Raw genomic sequence first — 16,659 nt, 5'->3', positions numbered from 1 at the left:
GGCTGTTTTTATTCTATAAGGAGGTTTCTCATGAAGACAATTCTGTGTTACGGAGATTCAAATACATACGGCTATAACCCGGAAAACGGTTTCCGGTATCCATATGACTTGAGATGGACGAGTATATTAGAGAAAAATATGGAGGGACGGGCCAGGGTGATCCCGGAAGGCCTCAACGGAAGGACCACCTGCTTTGAAGACGAGATCCGTCCTGGAAGAAACGGTTTTGCCTACCTGGAGCCCTGTCTCCATTCGCATGGGCCTTTGGACCTCGTGGTACTCATGCTGGGTACCAACGATCTGAAGATCCGGTTTCAGCTGACACCGATGGATATTGGGAAAGCCATTGAACGGCTGATCAAAAAGATATTGGAGATCACGCCTCAGAAGAGAGAGGATGGGAAACCGGCCGAAATTCTCCTGGTGTCGCCGATCCTGATCGGGGAGAATATAAGAGAAGTGGCAGATGGAGAGACAATGGGCTTTGAGCGGGCGTGTGAATATTCCAGGCGTCTGGCGCCTGTTTATAAAGAGTGGGCAGACCGTTACGGTATTCATTTTATGGATGCCGCACAGTTTGCAGAACCGTCCGAAAAAGATGCATGCCATTTGAGTGCAAAGGGACACAGAAAGCTGGGAGAAGCCATCAGTAAGGCTTGTGAAAACATATTGGGTGCTATATAATGATTGTTATGCAAAGGCCATAAAACGGAGGAAGAAAGATGAATTTAAAAGGAAGAAATTTTTTAACACTGAAGGATTTTACCCCGGAAGAGATCGGTTATCTGCTGGACCTTGCGGCACAGTTAAAAGAAGATAAGAAAAAAGGCAAAACAGGAGACAGTTTGAAGGGTAAAAATATCGCCCTGATTTTTGAAAAACCGAGCACGAGGACGAGATGCGCATTTACCATCGGATGTATTGATGAAGGCGGACATCCTGAGTATTTGGGAAAGGACGATATTCAGCTTGGATATAAAGAAAGCGTGGAGGATACGGCCAGAGTCCTCGGAAGAATGTTCGACGGCATCGAATTCAGGGGATTTTTACATGAAAATGTGGAAAAGCTGGCGAAATACAGCGGTGTTCCGGTATGGAACGGCCTCACCGACGATTATCATCCGACACAGATTTTGGCAGACTTTCTGACGCTGAGAGAACAGTTTGGAGAATTAAAGGGCTTAAACTTCGTCTTCGCAGGGGACGGACGCAATAACATGGGCAATTCTCTCATGATAGGATGTGCAAAGATGGGGATCAACTTCACCTGTCTGGCCCCTAAAAGCCTTTGGCCGAAAGAAGAATTGATAGAGCAGTGCAGAAAGTATGCCCAGGAGTCCGGAGCCAAGCTTACCTTTACTGAAGACACCGATGCTGTAAAGGGAGCCGACTGTATTTACACCGACGTTTGGTGCTCTATGGGTGAAGAAGACAAAGCCGCAGAGAGGGTGGCTCTGCTAAAGCCATTCCAGGTCAACGATGAACTGATGAAGAAAACAGAGAAAGACACAACCGTTGTCATGCACTGTCTGCCGGCGGTAAAAGGAAATGAAGTCACGGAAGATGTATTTGAAAAGCATGCGGAAGTGATTTTTGATGAGGCGGAGAACCGCATGCATACGATTAAGGCGGTTATGGTCGCAACTCTTGGGGAAAAATAAACAATGAAAGAAAAGATCCTCAGACAATTAAAACAATGCGGAGGCTATGTATCCGGGCAGGAATTGTGCGAAACATTCGGGGTGTCGAGAACCGCAGTCTGGAAACACATAAAGGCTCTGAAAGAAGAAGGCTATGTTATTGACTCTGTGAGTAATAAGGGATATAAACTGGTGAAATGTCCGGATATTCTCCTGGCAGAAGATATAAAGAGCAGTCTTTCAACTTCCTGGCTTGGTAAAACGATCAAGGTGATGAAAACAGTGGATTCCACCAATCTGGAGGCGAGGAGACTCGCGGAGGCGGGAGCTTCCCACGGGACACTTGTGACAGCGGAAGAACAGACCTCAGGGAAGGGCAGAAGAGGCCGCTCCTGGGTTTCAATGCCGGGACAGGGTGTCTGGATGAGTTTTGTACTGAGACCGGATGTCGAGCTGGAAAACAGCTCCATGCTGACTCTTGTGGCGGCTCTGGCCGTAGAAAAAGGAATCAAAGATGCAGCAGGCATTGACGGAAAGATCAAGTGGCCCAATGATGTCCTGATCAACGGAAAAAAAGTATGCGGAATCCTCACGGAACTGAGCGCTCAGATGGATGAACTGAATTATATTGTTGTAGGAATCGGGATCAATGCCAATATTGGACAATTTCCGGAAGAAGTCAGGGACAAAGCTACATCTCTGCTTTTAGAGACGGGAAAATCTGCCGACCGGATCAAACTTCTCTGCAGGGTGCTGGAATATTTTGAGTATGATTATGAAATCTTTAAAAAAACTCAGGATTTTTCCATTCTGATGGAAGAATATAACAGTTTTCTTGCACATCGCGGACAGGAGATCAAAGTTGTAAGGGGAAATGATGAATATATCTGTAAGTCCGGGGGGATCAACCGGCGCGGAGAATTGATCGTGGAAGATTCTCTCGGACGGACCAGAGAGATTTTTTCCGGAGAAGTATCGATACGGGGAATCCACGGTTACAGTGTATAAACAGGAGGAAGTATGTATCAGGAGACCATAACTCTATGCGGTTCTAATGGATATGAAAAGAAGTATTATTTAAATGAAGATTTTGAATCCCTTCCACAGCAGATCAAGGATGAATTAAAGATTGCCTGTGTGCTGTACACAGAAGAGATCGGGGGCATTTTAACGCTTGAGTTTGATGAGGACGGGAAGCTGTCATTTAAAACGACAGCCGGGGAAAATGATTATTTTTATGATGAAATCGGAAGTGCACTGAAGATAAAAGAAATGCAGCGGGACAGAGCGGACCTCTGGCAATCGCTGGAACTGTTTTTTCGGGTGTTCTTTCTGGGAGAAGAGGTATAAGCAATGTTATTGACAATGGACGTGGGAAATACCAATATTACAGCCGGTATTTTTGTGGAGAAGGATCTGGTGGAACTGTTTCGCATCACAACGAAACTTCCGAGAACTTCAGATGAGTTCGGAATTCTGATCCGGGATATGATCGCCGCCAAGGGTTTGGATACAAAGGAGATCAGCGCTGCGATCATCGGATCGGTAGTGCCGAATATCATGTATTCTCTCACCAACGGAATCATCAAATATTTTGATGTGACTCCGGTGATCGTCGGACCCGGCATCAAGACCGGGATTAACTTGGGAAGGCTGAATCCCAGGGAAGTAGGAGCAGACCGGATCGTGGATCTTGTAGCTGCCTATGAAATTTACGGAGGGCCTACTCTGGTGATCGATTACGGGACTGCGACCACCTATGACGTGGTTACGGAAGACGGAGTATTTCTGGCCGGAGTCACCGCGCCGGGCATCCGGACCTCTGCCAATGCCTTGTGGAAGGGAGCGGCAAGGCTTCCGGAGATCGAGATAAAGACGCCGGAGAGTATACTTGCCACCAATACGATCACGAGCATGCAGGCAGGACTTATGTACGGGGTCATCGGAGAGACAAAATATATCATTGAGCAGATGAAGAAAGAAACTGGGTTTGAGGACATGAAAGTCGTGGCAACAGGAGGATTGGGCAAGATGATTTCCAGAGAGGTTCCGGAGATCAACTGTTTTGATGATACACTGACATTGAAGGGATTGCGGATTATTTATGAAAAGCAGCAGTAGATTAAAGCCATTGGCCATTGGGGATATTAAAATAGAACATCCCTTTGTGCTGGCACCTATGGCAGGGGTCACGGATCTTCCTTACCGGCTCTTATGTAAGGAGATGGGGGCTGGGCTTCTCTGTACAGAGATGGTCAGTGCCAAGGGAATGTACTACAACAGCCCCAACACAGGTCCTCTTCTTGCAAAAGAGGAAAAAGAAAGGCCCATTGCAGCCCAGATTTTTGGTTCCGATCCCGAACTGATGGCAGACATGGCTGTCAGGATCGAGGATATGGGTTTTGACATCATTGACATCAACATGGGCTGTCCGGTGCCGAAGATTGTAAATAACGGAGACGGATCGGCCCTGATGAAAAATCCTGTCCTCGCAGGAAAGATCATTAAAGCCATGGCAGACAGGTTAAGTGTACCGGTGACGGTGAAGATCAGAAAAGGTTTTGATGACGAACATGTAAATGCAGTTGAGATGGCAAAAATCGCAGAACAGAGCGGAGCGGCTGTGGTCGCTGTACACGGGAGAACAAGAGAGCAGTATTATTCGGGGAAAGCCGACTGGAAGATCATAAGAGAGGTTAAAGAAGCAGTCTCTATACCGGTCATAGGAAATGGCGATATTAATACTCCATTGGATGCGCAGGCGATGTATGAGGAAACAGGCTGTGATGGATTTATGATTGCCAGGGGAGCCAAAGGAAATCCGTGGATCTTCAAAGAGCTGTGTCATTATTTTGACACAGGAGAACTTCTTCAGAGGCCGGATGTTGAGGAGATCATTCAAATGGTTTTAAGACATGCCAGAATGATGATAGAATGCAAAGGTGAGTATATCGGCATCCGGGAAATGAGGAAGCATGTCTCATGGTATACCCATGGGCTTGCCGGTGCGGCAAAGCTGAGAGACCAGGTGAACCATGCAGAGAGTATAGGAGAACTGGAGGCGATCATCAGAAATAACGGGGCGTCCTCTGTTGACAAATAAAACAGTACTGAGATATAATTTACGGATGAGCGTGTACGAACCAGACGGACAGAAGGATTGATATAGAAGGAAAGGAAGCGAAAATATGGCAGAAGCAAAAAAGAATATTCTGACTCAGGAGGGCTTAAAGACATTAGAGGATGAATTACAGGATTTAAAAGTTGTCAAAAGAAAAGAAGTAGCCCAGAAGATCAAAGAAGCGAGGGAGCAGGGAGACTTATCAGAGAATGCCGAGTACGATGCTGCGAAAGATGAGCAGAGGGACATTGAGGCAAGGATCGAAGAATTAGAACAGATCCTGAAAAATGCAGAGGTGATCGATGAGGAATTTCAGCACGGTGTCATCAGCCTTGGCTGCCTTGTAAAGTTAGAAGACATCACATTTGATGAAGAAGTTACTTATCATATCGTCGGTTCCACAGAGGCTGATATTCTGAATAACAAGATTTCCAATGAAGCACCGATTGGCAAGGCACTGCTCGGAGCGAAGATCGGAGATGTGGTAGAAGTGGAAGGCGTAGGCCAGGTGAATAAATATAAAGTTTTAGACGTTAAGAGAAAGTAAGAGGATTGGAAAGTGGCAGAACAGAACAAAGATGCGGGCGAACTTGTCAAGGTACGCAGAAATAAACTGGAAGAATTACAGAGTGCAGGAAAAAATCCGTTTGAGATCATGAAGTATGATACAACGCATCACTCTATGGAGATCAAAGACCATTTTGAAGAACTGGAAGGAAAAGAAGTGTCTGTTGCAGGCCGGATGATGTTCAAGAGGGTCATGGGAAAGGCTTCTTTCTGTAATATACAGGATCTTGAGGGACGGATTCAGGCATATGTGGCCAGAGACGAAATCGGTGTGGAGGAATACAAGGACTTTAAAAAGATGGATATTGGAGATATCATCGGAATCAAAGGTACTGTATTTGCGACCAAAACCGGCGAAAAGTCCATCCACGCAAAAGAGGTTGTACTCTTATCAAAAAGCCTGAAGCCACTTCCGGAGAAATTCCATGGCTTAAAGGATACCGACGCCAGATACCGCCAGAGGTATGTGGATCTGATCATGAATGAGGAATCCAAAGACACGTTTATTAAACGCTCTAAGATCATCAGCAAGATCCGTTCCTTCTTAGACGGACAGGGATTTATGGAAGTAGAAACACCGATGCTGGTGCCGAATGCCGGAGGAGCGGCGGCCAGACCGTTTGAGACCCACTATAATGCATTGGATGAAGATGTAAAACTCCGCATCTCCCTGGAACTTTATTTAAAGAGACTGATCGTCGGCGGCCTGGAAAAGGTGTATGAGATTGGCCGAGTATTCCGAAATGAGGGTGTAGATACAAGACATAATCCGGAATTTACTCTGATGGAATTATACCAGGCGTATACAGATTACAATGGAATGATGGAACTGACAGAGAATCTGTACCGCTATCTGGCACAGGAAGTCGTGGGAAGCACCACGATCACATACAATGGCATTGAGATGGATTTGGGCAAACCGTTTGAAAAGATCACAATGGTTGAGGCTGTAAAGAAATATGCGGGTGTTGACTTTGACGAGATCCATACGGTTGAAGAGGCAAGAAAAGCTGCGGATGAACATCACGTAGAATATGAAGAACGCCATAAAAAAGGCGATATCCTTAATCTGTTCTTCGAGGAGTTCGTGGAGGACAATCTGGTACAGCCTACATTTGTATTGGATCATCCGGTTGAGATTTCTCCTCTTACGAAGAAGAAGCCGGAAAATCCGGACTATGTGGAACGGTTTGAGTTTTTCATGAACGGATGGGAGATGGCAAATGCCTACTCCGAGCTTAATGATCCCATCGATCAGAGAGAACGGTTTAAGGCACAGGAAGAACTGCTCGCCCAGGGTGACGAAGAAGCAAATTCCACAGACGAAGATTTCCTGAATGCATTAGAGATTGGTATGCCGCCGACAGGAGGCATTGGTTTTGGAATAGACCGAATGGTCATGCTGCTGACAGACTCATCTGCGATCAGGGATGTATTGTTATTCCCGACAATGAAGTCACAGGGCGCTGCGAAGAACGAAGCAAACAACGCTGCACAGTCTACTCCGGTAGCTGCAAAAGTAGTTGTTCCGGCAGAAGAAACAGCTGCACCAGCGAAGGTTGAGATCGATTTCTCTAATGTAGAAGTGGAACCATTATTTGAAGACATGGTTGATTTCGATACATTCAGCAAGTCAGATTTCCGTGCGGTAAAGGTAAAAGAATGTGAAGCAGTTCCAAAATCTAAGAAGCTTCTGAAGTTCGTATTAGATGACGGAAGTGGCGTAGATCGTGTGATTTTAAGCGGAATTCACGATTACTATGAGCCAGAATTCTTAGTAGGAAAGACATTGCTTGCAATCACAAACCTTCCACCACGTAAGATGATGGGAATTGATTCTTGCGGTATGATTATCTCCGCTACACACCTTGTAGAAGGAAGAGAAGGACTGAATGTTCTGATCCTGGATGACAAGATTCCGGCAGGAGCAAAATTGTACTAAGAGTAAGAAAATTTAAGCTATATTTTAAACAGAAAAACAGGTTACTACACCACATTTACACCAAATTTTTTAAAAGTCGAAGAAAAGGACTCTGCAAAAGAATGGTGTAAAAGAAAACTAGTAATAAAAGATACAGTTGAGTGTACCCAAAAAGTTGGTACACCCAGCTGTTTTTTGTTTTATTAAAAATATCTAAATATCAAAGTGGAAGTAATCAGCGTTGTAGTTGGTTATTTTTTATTCTATATCGCATATCAACAATTCAAAAATTTTTATATATTTCCCAGAAAACCCTGTAAAAATGCCTCTCAGCATTTCGTTATATAGAAGGATATTTAATAATATCAATCTTTGGACATTGACAATTGAATAGCTTTTGAATATGAGGATACCTGAACTGAATATGCGTGCAGCGTATTTTTTAGAGTATGCATTAATATCAAGGAAATTAAATTTCGGTTAATTGTTTTTTGAACTATAACACATACCACAATTCTAAAATTTTTATAAATTTACAAGATTTTTTTGTAAAAATGCCTTTTAGCGATCTGATATATAGAAGGGTATTTAATATATCAATCTTTGCACCTTGATAATTGAATAGCTTTTGAATATGAGGATACCTGAATTGAATATGCATGCGGCGTGTCTTTTCAGAGCATACAATCCTAAAAGAAGAGGGTTAGGGAACGGAAATATTTGAAAGCGTAGTAAAAGGATTTATTAACTGCGAAAGAGATAGCTTAATAAAAACTATATGTGTAGGTGATGAAGTGCAAAAAGCTATATCTACACTTGATTTTTTTGATACAGAATTGAAAGGAACGATATTTATGGCAAGATTAACGAAGTATGAGAAGGAAACTATTTTGATAACACGTAAAGGCGATAAAGAGTACAGTATTTATACTTCTAATCAGGTACTTCGAAGAAAATTGAATTGGTTTTCAAAAGCATATCCGAAACTTTGTAAGATTACTGATCAGACGGAAGAAGGTAATAAAAACTATGATATTGAGAAGATCAGAGTAAGTATTAGAGTGGTAGCTCCTAGTTTAAAGAAAAGGAAGGATTTTATGAAAAATGTTCTTTTAGATTATTTAAAATCTTAATAAAACTCAAGGATTTCTTGAATAAAGCTGATATAAATGTTAAAATTAAGAAGTAATTTGGTTATAAACTCTGTGGAGGTTGCTATGGAGATAAGTTACAATAATTTATGGAAACTCATGATAGATCAAAATATAAACAAATCAAAACTAAAAGAAATGGCGGGAATAAGTACGAATGCTGTAGCTAAATTAGGGAAAAACGAAGCAGTATCTATGGATACATTAGCAAAAATTTGTAAAGCTCTAAACTGCGATATCGGTGATATTGTAGAATTTAAAAATATGGGGGAGTGATTTAATATGTCTATAAAATACAACAGAAATCTGAATGAACTTGAGGAACAAGCATGCAAATGGTGGCCAGAAAATATTGTGTCACTTGAAGCTGCTTCAAGTATTATTCCAACACTTGTAAGAACACAAGATCAATTTATTTCGATACTAACATTATCGGATTCAAATAATCCAAACAGTATTTTTGCGGTAATGGAAGCGGCTAACTTTCCTGCGAATTTATTCTTAAAACATTTGATGGTATTAACTGATTTTGGAAGTGAGCCTCTTCAAAGAGTGAATCGTGATTTTAATATATATTTTCCGAATGGAGAACTGATTTATGCTGTTAATGGACAAGCTGTTCAATATTGCTTTACAGCATTACCTGCAAGAGGGAGTCTTACAAACAAAAAGATGCATACAGATGTTGAATCTATTTTAGTTGCAGATTCTCTGAATGGTTTTTATAAAGATTTGATTACACTATTGTTGTTTGGCAGTAATGCCGTTGATGATCAATTAGCAGAAATATTTTCAAAATGCACTGTTGGAAATATGATGGGAAAAGCTGAGGAATTAAAGGAATTTATTAAACAGCGCTATATATTTGTAAGTAGAATAACAGGAGGAGCACAAGCCAATGGATTAGGAAATGCTGCTCAGGTATATGCAGAAACTTATTTGAAAAATAAGTTAGGATCAGAATATACCATAAAAAGCAATGGCCATATTCCTGGTATAACACAGAATGATCGGACAGAAACCACTTTTGATTTGTCAGTGGAACATAATGATAAGTATGTAGGAATTGAAATAAGTTTTCAAGTTACTACAAACTCAACTATTGAAAGAAAAGCTGGTCAAGCTCAAGCGAGATATGAAGCTGTGGATGGCACGGGACACTATATAGCATATATCATCGATGGTGCAGGCAATTTTCAAAGAACGTCAGCATTAACTACTATTTGTCAGTACAGTCATTGTACAGTTGCGTATACAGATAGTGAATTTGATGTTCTTATAAACTTTATTCAGGAGAAAATAGGATGATAAAATTTATAGATTTGTTTGCTGGAATTGGAGGTATTCGAATCGGTGCACAAAACGCATTGAATAAATATGGGATTGACACCGAATGTGTTTTATCTAGTGAAATTGATGCAAAAGCGTGTGAAACATATAATCTTAATTTTAATGAATTTCCAGAGGGAGATATTCATAACATTACAAGAATTCCTCCCTTTGATTTCCTTTTGGGAGGATTCCCTTGCCAGCCATTTTCCTATGCTGGAAAAAGAAAAGGGTTTGGTGATACAAGAGGAACTTTATTTTTTGAAATAGAGAGGATCTTAGAAAAATACCAACCCAAAGCATTTTTGCTTGAAAATGTAAGAGGTTTGTATACGCATGATGGTGGACGAACATTTGAAACAATTATGGAAAAACTTCATAATTTAGATTATGGAACATATGATTTGTTATTAAATAGTTCGGATTTCGGGGTTCCTCAAAATAGAGTTAGATTATATATATTAGGAATTAAAGGTGCGACACCAACAATGTCATTAGTAACAAACTTGGGAGCAACTGATTCACATTCATTCAAAAAGGAATATGAACAGCTAACATTATTTCCTAAGGGAGAAGAAATAAAAAAATCTACGGTTGCAGATATCTTGGAAGATGAAGTAGAAGAAAAATATTACTGTTCTTCTGAATTTGAGGAACAGTTAAAATCTGTTATAGGAGAAGATTTGTCTAAGTTGCATGGATACAGATTGATTGATTATCGAGGCGGTCAATCGCTTCATTCATGGGAGTTAGGTAATAGAGGAAAGTGTTCTTCACAAGAGATTAAATTTATGAATCTGTTAATTCAAAATCGACGAAAACCAATTTTTGGCAAACAGCAAGATGGAAAGAAATTGATTTTAGAACAGATAAAAACATTCTATACGGATCCAGACATCGAAGAAGTGATAAATTCACTAATAAAAAAAGGGTATTTAAAGGAGGTTGATGGAAAATATAATCCAGTGTGTGGAAATATGTCATTTGAAGTCTTTAAGTTTTTAGATCCAAACAGTATTTCAATTACATTAACCTCGTCAGATTGCAATCGACTTGGTGTAATTCAGAATAATAGACCAAGAAGGATAACGCCTCGTGAATGTGCAAGATTGCAAGGATTTCCTGATTCGTTTATGGTAAATCCTACGGATGCATATGCATACAAACAATTTGGAAATTCGGTTTCAGTACCAGTTATTCAGGCATTGATTGAAGATTTTTTAAAACATAATATGGATAAACTTGAATGGAAATAAATAATGATCAAACCAAAGGCGATCAACTGTAATTACTCAGTTGATTGCTTTTGTTTTGCTCATTTGCAAAACTTTCTGATTGGTGCACAAATCAGAAAAACAGCGAAAATCGATGTGATTGATTACGGGACAGGATCAAGAATTTCGAATTTTGCTGAGCAGGTGTACAGAGGGATGCAATCCCTTTGTGCCAAAGGTGCAGGAAGTGGCGAACGTTCTGCTAGGGTCAAGGGACAAAGTCCCTGGCAGGTTAAGGGCGGCAGCCATTGCCCAGTTAAGAGACGTTTCGTCACTTAGTACTAGGTATATTTCCTGACGATAAAGGCAGGATTTATAGCAGCTTCGCTGCAGTTCTCTGTGAGAACAGAAAGAAAGGAGACGACAAAGTGAAATTAACTAGACATAATGGAAGAACTGGAAAGAATGGTGTTTATAATCCCAAGCACAATGATCGACAGTTCGATATTGACAATAGTGATCATATCGATTTGGAACGAGCCAAGAGAAATGTTTATTGGGATTGTTATAATGGTATCAGATCTGCTTCAGTCACAGGAAAAGAGGATGAGATTGTCGATTCCTTTGAAGAAGTGGAACAACTATTTTATAAGATTCATTATCAAGATTATGTGGAAGGACAGAATGCAAGAAATTTGAAAAATCATCATCCTGAAAGAAACAGAACAACAGATGATATTAGAACTCATAAGAAAACTTGTCCGGAAGAAACCATTTATCAGATTGGAACAAAAGATGATTATGTTGATCCGGATGTGTTGTTGACTATCGTAACAGAATTTATAACAGAACTTAGTGATCGCTTTGGAGAACATTTTCATTTATTGAACTGGTCCTTGCATTTGGATGAATCCACTCCACACATTCATGAACGCCATGTTTTTGATTGTAAGAATGCTTATGGAGAAATATTTCCCCAACAGGAAAAAGCACTTGAAACATTAGGTTTTGAATTGCCAAATCCGGAAAAGAAGGCTGGTAGATTTAATAATAGAAAAATGGTTTTTGATGCTACCTGTAGAATACTTCTTTTTGATATTTGTAAAAAGCATGGATTAGAGTTAGAAGAAGAACCAAGTTATGGTGGAAGGGAATATCTTGAAAAGCAAGATTATATTCGAATGAAGCAGAAACAGGATCTTGCATTTTTGGAAGAATCAATTCAGAGTCAAATAAAAGTGGTTAATCAGAAAAAATATGAGGTCTTTGAACAAGAGGTTCAGCACAAAGAAAACAGCATAAAGATTATTGATCAAGAGAAAAAGCTCAAAGCACAGTCAGAAGAATTTTTTGATAATGCGGAGCGAATTCTGCAGCAAGACGAAACATTGAAACAGCTTGAATTTAAAATTGAAGATGTAGAAAAATTGATAGATGATGTTACAGATGAGGTTTATGAAAAAGCGGTGGAAAGAATTGCAGATGAAATTGAGATCGCTACTAGGAAAGAGGATATTAAATTAGTGGAGGACAGTAAGAAATGGGTTTTAAGCCCAGAGAGAAAGGCATCTAAAAGGGAAAAACAGTATGCTCTTGATCGGTTAGATGGAGTAATTAAAAAGATTGAATATGCAATTACGAAGACGATTTCGAAAATGAAAAACAGATTATTGAAACCGGAAAACAAAAAAATCATGGTTCAAGAAATAAAAAAAGAAGTAAAACCATCTATATTAAAAAAATTATCTGAGAAGAAAGCAAATATAACAAGAAATGGAGAAACTGGAAAATTAAATAAAGAATCCTCATTAGATAATGAGCGATAAGAGCATTTTGGGAATTCCGTTGGAATAAACAGAGTGCTCTTTTTTGATTGGAGGGATTATGGGATTATTTGATGAAGTGAAAGGAAATGTGACAGTTCGGCAGGTAGCTGAATTTTATGGATTTAAGATAACAAAATCAGGGCTAATCAGTTGCATTTTTCATAATGACAAAACACCAAGCATGAAAGTAGATAGAAGATATTATTGTTTTGGTTGTGGAGTGACTGGTGATGTAATAGATTTCACAGCACAGCTCTTTGGTCTGTCCTTAAAAGAAGCGGCATTAAAATTAGCAGATGATTTCGGAATTCAAATATCCAGAGCAGACAGACAAAAGACGAAAAAGCAAAGGAATATTTCAAAGAGTAAACCAGAAGAGCATTTAGTAAAATCAGAAGAACAAGAGTATATAGAGTGTGTTCGTGTGATGCTGGATTACCGTATATTGTTGCGAAAATGGAAGAAAGAATTTGCACCTAAATCGCCGGAAGAGGAGTGGGATGAAAGATTTGCAGAGGCGTTAAAATACCTGACCATTGTTGAATATTACTTAGATCTTTTATTATTTGGAGAAGAGGAAGAAAAAGCACAAGTTGTTGAATTGATTAAGAAGGAGGTTGAAAAGATTGATAGAAGATGCAGAAAAAATGGATGAAAATAAAAAGAAGGATACTTTGAAACGGATGAGCGAGATGGCAGATCTAAATGCAATCAGACAAATTAAGGAATGTTTATTGAAAAATGAAAAGGGAGATATCAAAGGAACAGTACAAAATTATATGATGATTTTTCGAGATGATCCATTGGTTAAAGGTTGTCTCCGGTATAATCGGTTGTCTGAAAGAGTCGATATATCGAGAAAACTTTGGTGGGATGAAGATTGGGAGATTCTGACCGACAATGCGATTGATCAGTTTTATTTATATTTTGAAGTATACTATGGATTAGGAAATGAAAAAAATTTGTATAAAGCATTGCAAATTGAAGCTGCAAACAGAGCGTATCACCCGATTTGCGAATATCTAGAATCATTAAAATGGGATGGCAAAGAACGAATCCGGTATGTGCTGAAAAAATATATGGGGGCAGATGATTCAGACTATGTATATGAAGTATTAAAACACTTTATGATGGAGGCTTTATTGCGAGTGTTTTACCCGGGAATAAAAGCGGATGAAATGCTTTGTCTTGTGGGACAGCAAGGCGCAGGAAAATCCACGTTCTTTCGTTTTTTATCCTTGAAAGATAATTGGTTTTCGGATGATTTAAGAGATTTGGGCGATAAGAAAGTATTTGAATCAATCAGAGGTCATTGGATCATAGAAATGTCTGAAATGATTGCTGCTATCAGTGCAAAAAGTAACGAAGAAATAAAATCATTTTTGAGCCGACAAAAGGATACATATAGAACTGCCTATGCACGTTTTGAAAAAGACCGAAAAAGGCAATGTGTGTTCGCCGGATCTACCAATACCTATCAGTTTATTCCGTTTGATAGAACTGGTGCAAGAAGGTTTCTTCCAATCATGATTGATGCTTCAAAAGCGGAGAAACATATTTTAGATGATGAAGAAGAAGCCAGAGCATATTTTAATCAATTGTGGGCAGAAGCAATGATTCTTTATCATAGCGAAGAAAACAAAGGTAATCTTCGGAAATTCACAAAAGAAATGCAAAAGGAAATTGATGAGTACCGGAAACAGTTTATGCAAGAGGACACTTTGGCAGGAACAATTCAGGGGTGGCTTGATAATTATAAAGGGAATTATGTATGTTCTATTCAGATTTGGAGTGAGGCTTTTAATCACGGGGATCGTGAGCCTAAGAAGTATGAGACGAATGAAATTTGTCAAATTATGGATACTCAGATCATTGGATGGAAAAGAGGTGGTTATCATAGATTTACTTCAGAAGGGTATGGAAGACAACGTTGCTGGACTCGAAAAAGTGAAGAGACAGAGGGTGGCAACGAAATTGGTGGAGATGGATTTAGAGAACTTTCGGCAACAGAACAAATGGAACTTCCGTTCCAGTAGCCCGACAAGAGGGAGTAAATCTCCCTGATAATACAGTTGTTTTATTCAAAAAACGAACTTTGTTGCCAGTTTTGATGACATATGAAAATGTTGATTTTACTGGCTATTTATATAGTTTTCTCAGATGGCAACAAAGAACAATAAAAAATAAAATAGAAAAGAAGCTACTGTGTTGATTTTCGGTATGAAAGAAATAAAAAGTTTTGAAATAGTTTGTTGCCAGGAGTTTGATGAAACCAAATTACTTGAAAAACAAGTGTCTCTCTCTGTCGGGGAGATTAAAAAAATGATAAAAAAGTAGGAAGGGGGGGAAGATGCCTATGGTAAAAGAAGTTCCTATTTGGGAAAAGAGTAATTTAACTCTTGAAGAAGCAGCTGCATATTCTGGTATTGGAATTAACAAGCTCCGTAAAATGACGGATGAGCAGAATTGCGAGTTTGTTTTATGGAATGGAACAAAGCGATTGATTAAACGTAAAAAATTAGATGAATATACGGAAACAGCATATTCTATATAAATAATTGGTGTAAAAAATGAATGATTAGGCGTAGAAAAGGGACTTTGCAAGCGTTATAATAAGTTTGCAGAGTCCTTTTCTTTGTATAGAAAAGGAGAAAAGAATGCAAAAAAGAAAAGATCATAAAGGGAGAGTGTTGAAAGACGGAGAAACCTATCGAAAAAATGATGGACTTTATATGTATCGTTGGATTGGCGGAGATAAAAAAAGACATGCGGTATATTGTTCTACATTAGAAGGCTTGCGTGAAAAAGAAAAAGAAATTCAGAATGATCTGCGGGATGGGATCCAACAAGGAAGTTCGAACATCACATTGAATGATGTCTATAAAATGTGGAAAAATGATAAGGTAGGATTAAAGCAAACAACTCGTAATAATTATATCTATATGTATGAGCATTTTGTTATGAATGATTTTGGAAACAGAAAGATAAAGGAAATCCGAAAATCAGATGTGCGAAGATACTATAATGGGATTGTAGATTCTAAGAAAATGTCAGTTGCAACATTGGAGAGTATTCATACGGTGCTTCATCAAGTATTTATATTAGCGGTTGAAGATGGTTATATTAGGATAAATCCAAGCGATTTAGTTTTAGGAGATGTGAAACGATCACATAACTTTGAAACACCTAAACGTCATGCTCTTACAATTCCACAGCAAGAAGCTTTTGTTTCTTATATAAATAAAAGTGAAAAATATAAACATTGGCTTCCGTTGTTTACATTCTTCTTGGGAACAGGATGTCGTGTATCAGAGGTGGTAGGGTTACGTTGGGAAGATGTTCATATGGATGAGAATTACATTGAAATTAATCACAATATGGTGTACTATCAGAGAGATAAAGGTAAGTGCTATTTTTCAGTAACATCACCAAAAACTACTGCAGGATATCGAATTATTCCAATGTTGCCAGAAGTAAAACAGGCGCTTTTGAATGAGAAAAAGTATCAAGAGGAAGTTGGGCTAACTTGTCAGGCATCAATTGATGGATATACAGATTTTATCTTCTTGAATAGAAATGGTTTTGCACATAATCCTCAGACAATCAATAGAACAATTAAACGTATAACCCTGGCATATAATGAAGAAGAAATAGAAAGAGCAGAAAGAGAACGTAGATCACCAGTTTTACTTCCTAATTTTTCTTGCCATAATTTGAGACATACATTTGCTACAAGGTATTGTGAGAATGAAACAAACCTTAAAGTAATTCAGGAAATTATGGGACATAAAGATATTGCAACAACGATGGAAATTTATGCGGAAGCAACAAAAGAAGCGAAAGTTAAATCATTTGAAGATTTGAGTGGTAAGATTAAAATTTCATAATAA

At 39.0% G+C, this 16,659-nt stretch carries 18 protein-coding genes; all 18 read left to right on the top strand.

Going from position 1 to position 16,659, the window contains the following annotated elements:
* Positions 1-30: 30 nt before the first annotated feature.
* Positions 31-684 carry an SGNH/GDSL hydrolase family protein gene (locus tag P8F77_RS14845; RefSeq protein WP_270430869.1) on the top strand — a complete coding sequence of 218 codons (654 nt, stop codon included), beginning with the start codon at positions 31-33 and terminating at the stop codon, positions 682-684.
* 38 nt (positions 685-722) lie between these two features.
* Positions 723-1,661, top strand: a complete 939-nt coding sequence (argF, locus tag P8F77_RS14840) for an ornithine carbamoyltransferase (RefSeq protein WP_095142869.1) — start codon at positions 723-725, stop codon at positions 1,659-1,661.
* Between the two features lie 3 nt (positions 1,662-1,664).
* Positions 1,665-2,648 (top strand): biotin--[acetyl-CoA-carboxylase] ligase, encoded by a 984-nt coding sequence (locus tag P8F77_RS14835; protein WP_287517196.1) that lies wholly within the window; start codon positions 1,665-1,667, stop codon positions 2,646-2,648.
* Between the two features lie 12 nt (positions 2,649-2,660).
* The gene (locus tag P8F77_RS14830) at positions 2,661-2,990 is read left to right on the top strand and encodes a DUF6145 family protein (RefSeq protein ID WP_024726555.1); all 330 of its coding nucleotides are present in this window, start codon (positions 2,661-2,663) and stop codon (positions 2,988-2,990) included.
* A 3-nt stretch (positions 2,991-2,993) separates the two neighbouring features.
* Positions 2,994-3,761, top strand: a complete 768-nt coding sequence (locus P8F77_RS14825; protein WP_024726556.1) for a type III pantothenate kinase — start codon at positions 2,994-2,996, stop codon at positions 3,759-3,761.
* Complete coding sequence (gene dusB / locus P8F77_RS14820) at positions 3,745-4,743, top strand: tRNA dihydrouridine synthase DusB (RefSeq protein WP_287517197.1); 999 nt, start codon at positions 3,745-3,747, stop codon at positions 4,741-4,743. The genes P8F77_RS14825 and dusB overlap by 17 nt, the downstream gene beginning before the upstream one ends.
* A gap of 85 nt (positions 4,744-4,828) precedes the next feature.
* On the top strand, positions 4,829-5,308 hold the full coding sequence (gene greA / locus P8F77_RS14815; RefSeq protein ID WP_024726559.1) for a transcription elongation factor GreA: 480 nt from the start codon (positions 4,829-4,831) through the stop codon (positions 5,306-5,308).
* 12 nt (positions 5,309-5,320) lie between these two features.
* Positions 5,321-7,270: a lysine--tRNA ligase gene (gene lysS, locus P8F77_RS14810; RefSeq protein ID WP_287517198.1), complete on the top strand. Its 1,950-nt coding sequence runs from the start codon at positions 5,321-5,323 to the stop codon at positions 7,268-7,270.
* Between the two features lie 833 nt (positions 7,271-8,103).
* Entirely contained in the window at positions 8,104-8,382 is a 279-nt protein-coding gene (locus P8F77_RS14805; RefSeq protein WP_287517199.1) for a molecular chaperone, read from the top strand.
* Between the two features lie 84 nt (positions 8,383-8,466).
* Entirely contained in the window at positions 8,467-8,676 is a 210-nt protein-coding gene (locus P8F77_RS14800) for a helix-turn-helix transcriptional regulator (protein ID WP_287517344.1), read from the top strand.
* Positions 8,677-8,682: 6 nt separating this feature from the next.
* Complete coding sequence (locus P8F77_RS14795; protein ID WP_287517200.1) at positions 8,683-9,708, top strand: hypothetical protein; 1,026 nt, start codon at positions 8,683-8,685, stop codon at positions 9,706-9,708.
* Positions 9,705-10,985 (top strand): DNA (cytosine-5-)-methyltransferase, encoded by a 1,281-nt coding sequence (gene dcm, locus P8F77_RS14790; RefSeq protein ID WP_287517201.1) that lies wholly within the window; start codon positions 9,705-9,707, stop codon positions 10,983-10,985. Before P8F77_RS14795 ends, dcm begins: the two co-directional genes overlap by 4 nt.
* Positions 10,986-10,988: 3 nt before the next feature.
* Positions 10,989-11,282, top strand: a complete 294-nt coding sequence (locus P8F77_RS14785; RefSeq protein ID WP_287517202.1) for a hypothetical protein — start codon at positions 10,989-10,991, stop codon at positions 11,280-11,282.
* 89 nt (positions 11,283-11,371) lie between these two features.
* Positions 11,372-12,769, top strand: coding sequence for a serine/arginine repetitive matrix protein 2 (locus P8F77_RS14780; protein ID WP_287517203.1), 1,398 nt, complete (start codon positions 11,372-11,374; stop codon positions 12,767-12,769).
* Between the two features lie 58 nt (positions 12,770-12,827).
* On the top strand, positions 12,828-13,424 hold the full coding sequence (locus P8F77_RS14775) for a CHC2 zinc finger domain-containing protein (RefSeq protein ID WP_287517204.1): 597 nt from the start codon (positions 12,828-12,830) through the stop codon (positions 13,422-13,424).
* On the top strand, positions 13,396-14,805 hold the full coding sequence (locus P8F77_RS14770) for a virulence-associated E family protein (RefSeq protein WP_287517205.1): 1,410 nt from the start codon (positions 13,396-13,398) through the stop codon (positions 14,803-14,805). Before P8F77_RS14775 ends, P8F77_RS14770 begins: the two co-directional genes overlap by 29 nt.
* A gap of 320 nt (positions 14,806-15,125) precedes the next feature.
* Positions 15,126-15,323, top strand: coding sequence for an excisionase (locus P8F77_RS14765; RefSeq protein ID WP_287517206.1), 198 nt, complete (start codon positions 15,126-15,128; stop codon positions 15,321-15,323).
* 103 nt (positions 15,324-15,426) lie between these two features.
* Complete coding sequence (locus tag P8F77_RS14760; protein ID WP_287517207.1) at positions 15,427-16,656, top strand: site-specific integrase; 1,230 nt, start codon at positions 15,427-15,429, stop codon at positions 16,654-16,656.
* Positions 16,657-16,659: the final 3 nt, after the last annotated feature.

Origin of the sequence: Anaerostipes sp. PC18 (assembly GCF_039789045.1) — a bacterium.
GTDB lineage: Bacteria > Bacillota > Clostridia > Lachnospirales > Lachnospiraceae > Anaerostipes > Anaerostipes hominis.
This window is presented reverse-complemented; position numbering and strand designations above follow the sequence as displayed.